Raw genomic sequence first — 11,904 nt, 5'->3', positions numbered from 1 at the left:
CGGATGCTGCGCAGGATAGCCGTTGTATGCTTCACCCTGGGCTGCGCCCTGCACGGACGGGCACAGGAGCAGGAGGTATACATCAACGGCAGCGATACGCTGCACTATACATACACCCCGCTTCCGGAGGAAGAGGAACCGCAGGCCGAAAAACGCCCGCCGTTCCTGCGCCGCGTCGTAAAATATTTCGAAGGTTCGACCACCGACCGCACGTTCGAAAAGAAGATCGACTTCACCTTCGCGGGGGGCCCGAGCTACTCGAAGAATACGAGCCTCGGCATCGGGCTGCTGGCCGCGGGCCTCTACCGCATCGACCGTACGGACTCGGTGACGGCGCCCTCGGACATCTCGATCTTCGCCAATGTCTCGATCTCGGGGTTCTATGCTCTGGGGGTCACGGGCAACAACATCTTCGCCCGCAACAGCAAACGCATCGACTACACGGTAATGTTCGCCTCGGCGCCCCGCGACATGTGGGGCATCGGCTACCACGACGGGCGGTATAACGAAGAGGGGTCGTACAACGAAAAACGCTACCTCGTGAAGGGGCGCTACCTGCACCGCGTGCTGCCCAACACCTATGTGGGCGGCATCCTGAGCTTCGAGCACACGCAGGGCAAGAAATTCGACGCCCGCAGCGAGCGTTACCTGTCGCAGTACGGACAGAAGACGCACTACACGGCCACCGGCATCGGGGCCATCCTCGAGTACGACTCGCGCGACTTCATCCCCAACCCGTACCGGGGCATCTATGTCAGCCTGGAGGAGACCTTCTTCGCCAAGGGGCTGGGCAACTGCGGCAAGTCGCTGTGGCGCACGACCTTCACGGCCGACTGGTACCGTCAGGTATGGAAAGGGGGACTGATCGCCACCGACCTCTACGCGGAGTTCAACTCCGAAGGCACCCCGTGGCCGATGCTGGCCCGCATGGGCGGTTCGCAGCGCATGCGCGGCTACTACCAGGGGCGCTATACGGACAACGACATGATTACCTTCCAGGTAGAGTTGCGCCAGCGCATCTGGCGGCGTATCGGCTGCACGGTATGGGGCGGTGCCGGCAACGTATTCGAGAGCCTCGACCGGTTCGACTGGTCGGAAACGCTTCCCAACTATGGCGTCGGCCTGAGGTGGGAGCTGAAAAAACGGGTCAATGTGCGGCTCGATTACGGCTTCGGCAAGAAAACCAGCGGGTTCCTGCTGAGCCTGAACGAAGCTTTTTAGGTTAGTAAAGATATGAATGCTGATCCGAATAAAAATAACAGGCGACGGACGGTCAAAACCCGCAGCCGTTTCACCACGCTGCTGACCGTCTATTTCTTTGTCGCGCTGATTATCCCCAACTGCGTGCTGGCCAACACCGAACCCTACTCCGTATGGACGGTCGAGGCGCTGATACTGATGCCGTTGGGATTTTATATGATGTGGAGCGTGGCACTGCGCCGTTCGGGCATAATGATCTGGCTGGCGTTCCCGTTCATTTTCCTGTGCGCGTTCCAGATCGTGCTGCTGTACCTTTTCGGCAACTCGATCATCGCCACGGACATGTTCACCAACCTGGTGACGACCAACCCGGGCGAGGCGGGCGAGCTGCTGAGCAACATCTACCCCTCCGTGATCCTGGTCTGCGTGATGTACCTGCCGCTGCTGTGGTTCGCCGCGCGCGAAATCGGGCACAAACGGCAGATATCGCGCACCACGCGCATGAACGTCGGGCTGACCGGGGCGGTGCTCATGGCGCTGGGCATGCTGGCGCTGTGGCCGGCCTACCGCGTGAGCGAAGACCGGCACGTGCTGCGGGACGAGATCTTTCCGCTCAACGTGCTCTACAACGTACACCTGAGCGCCACGGAATTCTGCAAGGCCTACAATTTCGAGGAGACCTCGGAGGATTTCACCTACGGTGCGTCGCGCACGGCCCAGGCGCCGGGGCGCGAGATATACGTCTACGTCATCGGCGAAGCCTCGCGTGCGATGAACTGGCAGTTGTACGGTTACGACCGCGAGACGAATCCCCGCCTTTCGCAGGTCGATGACCTGATCGTTTTCCGCGACATGCTCACGCAGAGCAACACCACGCACAAGAGCGTGCCGCTGATCCTCTCGTCCGTTGCGACCGACGAGCACCCCGAACTCTACCGCCGCAAGGGGCTCCCGGCGCTGTTCAACGAAGCCGGTTTCGAGACCTGGTTCATCTCCAATCAGTCGCCGCAGGGCGCCATGATCGACAAACTCGCCCGCGACGCCGACCACCTGATCTATATCCGCTCGCCGCGCCACGACATGCAGCTGCTGGACGAGGTGCGCCGCGCCGTGGAAAGCAACAAGGCGCAGAAGATGCTCTTCATACTCCACTGCTACGGCTCGCACTTCAGCTACCACCAGCGTTACCCGCGCGAGTTCGCGCATTTCCGCCCCGACGACGACGTGGCGATCTCGCGGGAACACGTGCAGACGCTCCGCAACGCCTACGACAATTCGATCCTCTACACGGATTTCTTCCTCTCGGAAACGATCCAGTACCTGCGCGGACTGCGCGGGACTTCGTCGGCGCTGCTCTACTGCGCCGACCACGGCGAGGACATCCTCGACGACAGGCGCGAACGCTTCCTGCACGCTTCGCCCACGACGACGGCCTACCAGCTCTACGTCGCTTCGCTGGCGTGGTTCTCCGACGCTTACCGGCAGAATTTCCCCGACAAGGCCGCTGCCGCCGAGGCAAACGCCACGGTACCCGCCACGACCCACGCGCTGTTCCACACCATGGCCGACATGGCTTCGATCCGGGGGAATTACATCGACACGGGCGTGTCGCTGGTCAACGCGGGCTACGACCGCACCCGGCCGCGCCGTTATCTGAACGACCACAACGAGGCCGTACCCTTCCGCAAGACGGGTCTCGCCGGGGAGGACATGGAGGTATTCCGCAAATTCGGCATCGAGCCCTGACCTGCACCCGTGCCCGCCCGGCTTGCCGCGGGAGCACCCCGCATGCGGCACGAAAACAACAAAGGCTGCCCGCAAGGACAGCCTTTGTTGCGTCTTTGTAGTCGGCGATTATTTCGCAGCCTCTACGGAAACCTTGCGGAATTCCTTCATCAGCTTCGAAATCTCCAGTGCTGATTTGCGGGCACGCGTACCGGCGGCCTTGTTGCCTTTCTCTACCTGTGCTGCTGCATTTGCTGCGAATACCTCGTACTCGGCATTGATCTTTGCTACTAATTCTTTCATAACTTTTATATTAATTTGGGTTTGTTATCAACGCAAAGATATAAAAATTATCTAAACATCATCATTTGCAGTTAAAAAAATCAGCTTTTTTTAGCATATAATCCCCTTTTTAACTAGCTGTCACCCTGTTCACGGTACGTTTTTTGCCCCTGCAAGGGTGTAAAACATCCCGGTATGAACAGACTTTTCCTTATCACGGGGCTGCTCGCCGTACTCCTCGCGGGGTGCCGCAGGCACAAGCCCGAAACCGCCATGCCCCCGCTCAGGGTCGGCGTGGCCGAAGCCGTCACGGACAGCGTTCCCAACCGCATGGAGTTCATCGGTTACCTGGCGAGCAATTTCGATGCGGTGATCCAGCCGCGCGTGAACGGCTACCTGCTTACGAAGCAGTTTGCCAACGGTATGCCCGTGAAGCGCGGGCAGCTGTTGTTCACAATCGACCCCGACCAGCTTTCGACCTCGATGCTCGCAGCCGAGGCCGCCCTGCAATCGGCCCGGGCGCAGGCGATCGAAGCCCGCAACAACTACGACCGCGCCGTGCCGCTGGCCAGGATCAACGCCATCAGCCAGTCGCAGTTGGACCAGTATACGGCCCAGTACAAAGCCGCCGAAGCCACCGTCCGCTCGGCCGAGCAGACCCTCAGCAGCGCCCGCATGAACGTCGGCTATACGGAGCTTCGCTCGCCCATCGACGGTATCATCTCCAACACCTCGGCACACGTGGGCGACTACGTGGGCCCGGGCACGCAGTTCGGGGTGCTGACGACCATTTCGAACATCGACACGCTGACCGTCGACGTGGCGATCCCGATGGCGCAATACCTGCGCTCGGCGGGGCCGCGCACCTCGATCTTCGACAATGCGGGACTGCTCACCGACATTCGCCTGATGCTGGCCGACGGCACGGAATACCCCTATGAGGGGCTTTACGACTATACGCGCAAGGACGTGTCGAGCACGACCGGGACGCTCGTGCTGGTAGTGATGTTCCCCAACCCCGACCGTTCGCTCAAACCCGGGCAGTTCGCCCGTGTGGAGGCCAGCGTCGGCCCCGTACGGCCGCGCGTGGTCGTGCCGCAGGCGTGCGTGAGCCAGGCGCAGGGCGTCAATTCGGTCTGGGTGGTACGCCCCGACAGCACGGCCATGTACCGCCGGGTGATCCCGGGCGACACGTACGGGTCGATGTGGTGCATCGACGAAGGGCTCATCGACGGGGAACTGGTGGTAACGGCCGGGCAGCAGAAACTGCACAACGGCATGAAGGTCATCCCCGAAAAAAAGTGACGCCATGGAGAAATTTTTCGTTTCGCGCCCGATCTTCGCCCTGTCGCTGGCCATCGTCATCGTCATCGTGGGGCTGATTTCGATCCTGAACCTGCCGATCGAACAATACCCCGACATCACGCCGCCCGTGGTCGAGGTCTCGGCCACGTACGACGGCGCCGATGCCGAGACGGTCAACAACGCCGTGGCGACGCCCGTGGCGCAGAGCGTCATGGGCGTGAGCGACATGCTCTACTTGCAGACCACCAGCGCCAACGACGGTTCGATGGTCATGCAGGTGACCTTCGACATAGGCTCCGACCCCGACCTGGACGCCATCTTCACGCAGAACAACGTCTCTTCGGCCACCGCACAGCTCCCGGCGACGGTCACCAAGCAGGGCGTCACCACGCGCAAGACCATGACCGGCTTCCTGCTGGTCTTCTCGCTGCACAGCGATGGACGCTATGACGCCGAGTTCCTCTCCAACTACGCTTACATCAACCTCCAGAACGAGCTGCTCAAGATCGACGGCGTAGGCAAAGTGTCGATCATGGGCGCCGGCGAGTACGCCATGCGCGTATGGCTCAAGCCCGACGTGCTGAAATACTACGGCATCCCGGTTTCGGCCGTCACCGCGGCCATCGAGAACCAGGGAGGCATCTACCCCGCCGGGCAGTTCGGGGCCGAACCCGCGCCCGACGGCACCACCTATACTTATACGGTGACCATGCCGCCGCAGATCACCACCCCCGCGCAGTTCGGCGACATCGTGGTCGTCACGACTTCGGAAGGCCAGCAGATCCGGCTGTGCGATGTGGCCGAGGTTTCGCTCGGCAGCCAGAGCTACGGCGTGAGCTCGCTCTTCGAGGGCAAGCCCACGGCCATGATCGTCGTCTACCAGCAGCCCGGCAGCAACGCCGTGGAGGTGGGCAAGAAGGTCAGGGCGGCGATGGCACGGCTCGAAAAACGCATGCCCGACGGCATTGCGGCCACCACGATCGTCGACACCACGACCAGCATCGACGCCGGTATCCGGGACATATTCCACACGCTGGTGATCGCCCTCATCCTGGTGATCTTCATCATCTACCTCTTCATCCAGGACTGGCGGGCGACCGTCATCCCGCTCGTGGCTATCCCCGTCTCGCTCATCGGGGCCTTCGCGCTCTTCCCGCTGCTGGGCTTCTCGGTCAACATCATCTCGCTGCTGGGGCTGGTGCTGGCCATCGGCCTGGTGGTCGACGACGCCATCGTGGTCGTCGAGGCCGCGCAGGTCAATATCGCCGCCGGCATGCGGCCCCGCGCCGCGGCGCTCGAAGCCATGAAAAACGTCGCCTCGCCCATCGTCGCCACGACGGTCGTGCTGCTGGCCGTATTCGTCCCCGTGTCGTTCACGGGCGGCATCACGGGGCGGCTGTTCCAGCAGTTCTCCATCACGATCGCCGTCTCGGTGGTGATCTCGGCATTCAACGCCCTGACGCTCTCCCCGGCGCTTTGCGCCCTGCTGCTGCGCCGCCGCGAACCGCCGCAGAAAGGCTTTTTCGCCGCCTTCAACCGCTCCTTCTCCCGCAACATGGATCGCTATACGGCCTTTACGCCGACGCTTATCCGCCACGTGACGCGCACGGGCGTATTCATCGCCGTGGTACTCGCGGTCATCTTCGTCGTATGGCGCAAGCTGCCCGCGGGGTTCCTCCCCGAGGAAGACCAGGGCTACGTCATGGTGATGGTCTCCACGCCCGAAGCCTCGGCGCTTCCCGTCACACAGGCCGCCATGGAAGAGGCCGACGCCGTGATCCGCATCCTGCCCGAAGTGGCCTCGACCTCGTTCGCCGCGGGTTTCAACATGATGGCGGGCATCGCCTCGACCGACAGCGGCATCATCTTCGTCTCGCTGGTCGACTTCGCCGACCGCAAACTCTCGGCCATGGAAATCGCACAGAAACTCACCGACGAGTTGTACGTCGCCGTGCCGGGAGCCGAGTGCTATGCCTTCATCCCGCCCTCGATCCCCGGGCTGGGCATCACCTCGGGCGTATCGGTCGAGGTGCAGGATCTCGAAGGGCGCGGCACGGCCTACCTGCTCGCCCAGGCCGGACGGCTGATGGATTCGTTGCGCAAACAGCCCTCGATCGCCTCGGTGACCACGCAGTTCAACGCCGGGGTGCCCCAGCGCCGCCTGCGCATCGACAAGGAGCAGGCGCTCGCCGCAGGCGTCGACCTGGGCGTGCTGTACGGCGACCTGACGACCCTGCTGGGAGGCGCCTACATCAACAACTTCTCGCGTTTCGGCAAGCTCTACCAGACCTATATTCAGGCGGCTCCCGAATACCGGATCGACAAACGTTCGCTCGACAATTACTACGTCGCCTCGTCCTCGGGTGAGAGCGTGCCCGTATCGTCGTTCGTGGAGGTCGTCGACACGGTGGGCGTGGAATACGTCTCGCAGTTCAACCTCTACCGCTCGATCTCCCTCACGGTGACGCCCGCGGCGCGCGCCTCGACCACGACCGTCATGCAGCAGATCACCCGTACGGCCGGCGAGGTGCTGCCCGACGACATCGGCACGGCGTGGAGCGGCACCTCCTATCAGGAAGCCAATGCCTCGAAGACGGGTGGGCTGGTCTACCTGCTGGCGCTGGTGTTCGTCTTCCTGGCCCTCGCGGCGCTCTACGAATCGTGGGGACTGCCGCTGGCGATCCTGATGAGCGTCCCCGTCGCAGTGCTGGGCGCCGTGCTCTTCATCGGGGTATCGCACCTTTTGGACGCCTTCTTCGTCAACGATGTCTACATGCAGATTTCGCTGGTCATGCTCATCGGCCTGGCGGCCAAGAACGCCATCCTGGTCGTGGAATACGCCGACCGGCTGTTCAACGAAAAGGGCCTGTCGCTGATGGACGCCGCGATCGGCGCCGCCAAACTGCGCGTGCGGCCGATCATCATGACCGCCTTCGCGTTCATCCTCGGCGTCATGCCGCTGGTATTCGCCAGCGGGGTCTACGCCACGGCACGCAACATCATGGGCGTGGCACTGGTGGGCGGTATGCTGTTCGCCACGCTGCTGGGCATCTTCGTCTACCCGGCACTCTACTATTTCGTAGGGCGCATCGGGAATTTCGAACGCCGCCGCGAACGCAAAAAACAGGAGGAAAAACTATGAAAACCGGATACCTTACCGTAATCTTCGCGCTCGCCTGCGCGGCCTGCACACCCCGTTTCTACCCGCCCAAGGTCGACGTGCCCGACGGCTACCTCTACGGCGAAGGCTTCCCGCGGGACACCGCGGCGCTCGCCTCCGACTGGTGGCGGCTGTTCGGGGACACGGTGCTCGACAACCTCGTGCAGCGGGCGCTGGAGAACAACCGCGACGTGGCCGTAGCGGCTTCGCGCGTGGAAGAGGCGCGGCAGAACCTCGGCGTCGTGCGGGCGCAGTTCCTGCCCCAGGTGGGCATAGGCGTCACGGCCGAGGGGGAATACACGCCGCAGACCAAGATCGTACAGACCTACGCCGTCGAACCGTCGCTCTCGTGGGAAATCGCCCTGTTCGGGCAGCTGCGCAACGCCAAACGGGCGGCCAGGGCGCAAATCGCCTCTTCGGAATGGGCGCTGCGGGGCGTGCGGCTGTCGCTGGCCGCGGAGGTTGCCACGACCTACTTCACGCTGCTCGAATACGAACGCGACCTGGCGATCGCCCGGCGCAGCTGCACCCTGCGGCGCGAATCGGCCGCACTGATCGACTCGATGTTCCGCTACGGCATGTCGGACGGCGTGGCGCTGGAGCAGGCACGCAGCCTGGTCTACACGGCCGAGGCGGACATCCCGCAATACGAACGTGCCGTGAAGCAGACGCGGCTGTCGCTCGACATCCTGCTGGGCGAAACGCCGCAGGCGGCGGACAGCACGGGCTCGGGGCTGCGCCTGCTCGTAGACCGCCATCCCGCCGACATCCCCGTAGGGCTTCCGTCGGAACTGCTCAAGCGGCGTCCGGACATCATGGAAGCGCGTTACGACATGCTTCGGGCGGCTGCCGAAGCCGGGGTCGCACGCGGGGCAAGGTTCCCGTCCATCGCACTGACGGCCAAAGGCGGAATAGCATCCAACTCGATCAAAGGTTTAACTGCGGCAAACCCCTGGGCGTGGGATGCGCTGGGCTCGCTCACGCAACCCCTGTTCGCCTTCGGCAAGCTGCGCCGCTCGGAGCTGGCAGCCATGGAACGTTATACGCAGGCGGCAAAGACTTACGAGCAAACCGTGCTGACGGCATTCGCAGATGTCGAGAAGGCGCTGGTCGCCATCGCCACCTACCGCGGGCAGGCGGAGCGCTACTGCGAACTGGTCGTCTCGAACGACCGTATCGCCACCATGACGCAGGCGCTCTACCGCAGCGGGCTGTCGGACTACCTCGACGTGATCGACGCCCAACGAAGCCTCTACCAGTCGCAGATGGGGCTGGTGAACCTCGTGGCGCAGCAGTACATCAACTACGTGAACCTCTGCAAGGCGCTGGGCGGCGGGTGGTAGCGCCGCCCGACGCAGGCGTTTGACACAGGCGAAAAACGGCGCGCCGACGGACCGGCCCCGCCCTGCCGCACAGAAGCGGCAGGCCGGATACGCGCCCCAATATACCCACAAATGGGGATTGCATATCCGGCCGCAAAGTCGTATCTTTGGCGCCAAAACAAAGAGCGACAATGCGTTTATCCGAACTTAAAACCGGCGAGTCGGCCACGATCCTCAAGGTAACGGGTCACGGAGGCTTCCGCCGACGTATCATGGAGATGGGGTTCATCCGCGGGCAGCGGGTCGAAGTGATACTCAACGCCCCCCTGAAAGACCCGATCGAATATAAAATCATGGGCTACGACATCTCGCTGCGCCGTACCGAGGCCGACATGGTCGTCGTACTCTCCGACAGCGAAGTGAACGAATACCTTGCCGGAGGACATCACCGTCACCGCCCTCATCACGGGCACCACCACGGGCATTGCGGCTGCGGAACGCCGGAACAAATCCCCGAATGCCCTGCCGCAGGGACACCGGGCGCGGACGACGACTGCGCCACGGCCGACGAGGTCATCTCGCGCCACAGCCGCACGATCAGCGTGGCGCTCGTGGGCAACCCCAACAGCGGCAAGACCTCGCTTTTCAACGCCATATCGGGCGGCCATGAACACGTGGGCAACTACGGCGGCGTGACCGTCGGCGCCAAGAGCGGCCACCGCTACTACCGCGGCTACCGCTTCGAGGTGACCGACCTGCCGGGCACCTATGCCCTTTCGGCCTATACCCCCGAGGAGCGTTACGTCCGCAGCCATATCGCCGAAAAGACGCCCGACGTCATCATCAACTCGGTCGTGGCGTCGAACCTCGAACGCAACCTTTACCTGACGACCGAGCTGATCGACATAAACCCGCGCATGGTGGTGGCTCTCAATATGTATGACGAGCTCAATTCACGCGGTTCGGAGCTCGATTACGACAACCTGGGACGGATGCTCGGCGTACCGATGGTACCCGTCGAGGCTCGCAACGGCAAAGGTATCGAGGCGCTGTTGGACACCGTGATCGCCGTGTACGAAAATCAGGACGAGCGCGTACGCCACATCCATATAAACATGGGCCCCGTCATCGAGGAGGGGCTCCGGCGGCTCAAGGACGACATGAGCGACTACCGCGGCGAACTGCCCAAGGCCTTCCCGCCACGCTACTATGCCATGAAGATGCTCGAAGGCGACAGGCAGGTCGAGGAACAACTGCGCGGCAGCAGCCGCTATCCCGAGTGGGTGGAGATCCGCGACCGCGAGGCGAAGCGCATCGCCGAGGCCCTGGGCGAGGATGTCGAGACGGCTTTCGCCAACCAGAAATACGGGTTCATTCAGGGGGCGCTCAAGGAGACCTACACCCCGGGAAAACGCGAAGAGGCCTCGGCCACGAAGCTGATCGACACCTTCGTGACGCACAAGCTGTGGGGCTTCCCGATCTTCTTTTTCCTGATGTGGCTGATGTTCTGGTGCACGTTCAGCCTCGGCGCCTACCCGCAGGAGTGGATCGACACGCTCGTGGGATGGATCGGCAGCGGCGTGGACGCGCTCCTTCCCGCGGGGCCGCTGCGCGACCTGCTGGTCGACGGCATCATCGGCGGCGTGGGGGCGGTCATCGTCTTCCTGCCCAACATCATGATCCTCTACCTGTTCATCTCGTTCATGGAGGATTCGGGCTATCTGGCGCGCGCCGCGTTCATCATGGACCGCGTGATGCACCGCATCGGCCTGCACGGCAAATCGTTCATCCCGCTGATCATGGGCTTCGGCTGCAATGTCCCGGCCATCATGGCCTGCCGGACGATCGAGAGCCGAAGCAGCAGGCTGATAACCATACTCATAACCCCCTTCATGTCATGCAGTGCCCGAATACCGATCTACCTCCTGCTCGCCGGGACGTTCTTCGCCGCCGACGCCAGTCTGGTGATGATCGGGCTCTATGTGCTGGGAGTCGTGCTGGCCGTCGTCACGGCACGCCTGATGCGGCGCTTCATGTTCCCGGTGGACGAAACGCCCTTCGTCATGGAACTGCCGCCCTACCGCCTGCCGACATGGAAGACGACGCTCACCCACATGTGGGACAAATGCGCGCAATACCTGCGCAAGATGGGAGGCATGATCCTGATCGCTTCGATGGTCGTATGGTTCCTGAGCTATTACCCCCGCAGCGAAGAGGGCGGCACGACGGCCCACTACGAGAACTCCTACCTCGGGCGTCTGGGGCAAAGCTGTGCGCCGATTTTCAGTCCGCTGGGGCTGAACTGGAAGGCGGGCGTGGCACTGCTGTCGGGTGTCCCGGCCAAGGAGATCGTCGTCAGCACGCTCGGCGTGCTCTATCCCGACGGCGGGGAGGCGGCAAGCGCCCCCGGTGCCGGCACGACGGAGATCGTCACGGGATCGGGCGAAAAGATCGAGATCGGGAACCTGCCGGAAGGCAGCATCGCCATTATCGGCGGGGCGGACGGACAGACGGCGATCCGCATTGCGGAAAACACTGACGCACAGGTCGGCACGGACACGCAGGCGGGCAAGGTCGCAGAGCTGGCCGGCGAAGACGAGGAAACCGTGAACCTCTCCCGCAAGCTGCTGGCAAGCGGCGACTTCACGCAGGCATCGGCACTGGCTTTCCTGGTATTCATCCTCCTCTACTTCCCCTGCATTGCGACCATCGCCGCCATCGGCGCCGAGGCCGGGTGGAAATGGGCTACGGCTGCCGTGGCCTACAACACGGTGCTGGCGTGGGTCGTAGCATGGGCGGTCTACCGCCTTTTCATGTGGCTCTGACATGGGGTGGCAGGACTTTGCGGTCTGGGGTATCGGCATCGTGGTCGCAGCCGTCGTACTGCGGCGGATGTGGTGCTTCTTCAGG

7 protein-coding genes are annotated in these 11,904 nt (G+C 62.9%); 6 read left to right on the top strand and 1 reads right to left on the bottom strand.

Annotated elements, in window-relative coordinates:
* Positions 1-3 precede the first annotated feature (3 nt).
* A complete protein-coding gene (locus NQ559_RS14770; protein ID WP_018696037.1) occupies positions 4-1,221 on the top strand; it encodes a BamA/TamA family outer membrane protein in 1,218 nt (405 codons plus the stop codon).
* Between the two features lie 12 nt (positions 1,222-1,233).
* Positions 1,234-2,946, top strand: coding sequence for a phosphoethanolamine transferase family protein (locus tag NQ559_RS14765; RefSeq protein ID WP_018696038.1), 1,713 nt, complete (start codon positions 1,234-1,236; stop codon positions 2,944-2,946).
* Between the two features lie 108 nt (positions 2,947-3,054).
* Here the strand turns inward: NQ559_RS14765 and NQ559_RS14760 are convergent, their stop codons facing one another.
* Entirely contained in the window at positions 3,055-3,228 is a 174-nt protein-coding gene (locus NQ559_RS14760) for a BF3379 family histone-like protein (protein WP_018696039.1), read from the bottom strand.
* Positions 3,229-3,402: 174 nt separating this feature from the next.
* Between NQ559_RS14760 and NQ559_RS14755 the strand changes: the two genes are divergently transcribed.
* From NQ559_RS14755 to feoB, 4 genes are all read left to right on the top strand, one after another.
* On the top strand, positions 3,403-4,512 hold the full coding sequence (locus NQ559_RS14755) for an efflux RND transporter periplasmic adaptor subunit (protein ID WP_018696040.1): 1,110 nt from the start codon (positions 3,403-3,405) through the stop codon (positions 4,510-4,512).
* Positions 4,513-4,516: 4 nt separating this feature from the next.
* Complete coding sequence (locus NQ559_RS14750) at positions 4,517-7,654, top strand: efflux RND transporter permease subunit (RefSeq protein WP_018696041.1); 3,138 nt, start codon at positions 4,517-4,519, stop codon at positions 7,652-7,654.
* The gene (locus NQ559_RS14745) at positions 7,651-9,015 is read left to right on the top strand and encodes an efflux transporter outer membrane subunit (RefSeq protein WP_018696042.1); all 1,365 of its coding nucleotides are present in this window, start codon (positions 7,651-7,653) and stop codon (positions 9,013-9,015) included. Before NQ559_RS14750 ends, NQ559_RS14745 begins: the two co-directional genes overlap by 4 nt.
* Positions 9,016-9,185: 170 nt before the next feature.
* A complete protein-coding gene (gene feoB / locus NQ559_RS14740) occupies positions 9,186-11,819 on the top strand; it encodes a ferrous iron transport protein B (RefSeq protein WP_018696043.1) in 2,634 nt (877 codons plus the stop codon).
* Positions 11,820-11,904 lie beyond the last annotated feature (85 nt).

It is taken from the genome of Alistipes onderdonkii (assembly GCF_025145285.1).
In the GTDB taxonomy this organism is placed as follows: Bacteria; Bacteroidota; Bacteroidia; order Bacteroidales; family Rikenellaceae; genus Alistipes; species Alistipes onderdonkii.
The sequence above is the reverse complement of the archived record's forward strand: the minus strand, read 5'-3'. Positions and strand labels throughout refer to the sequence as shown.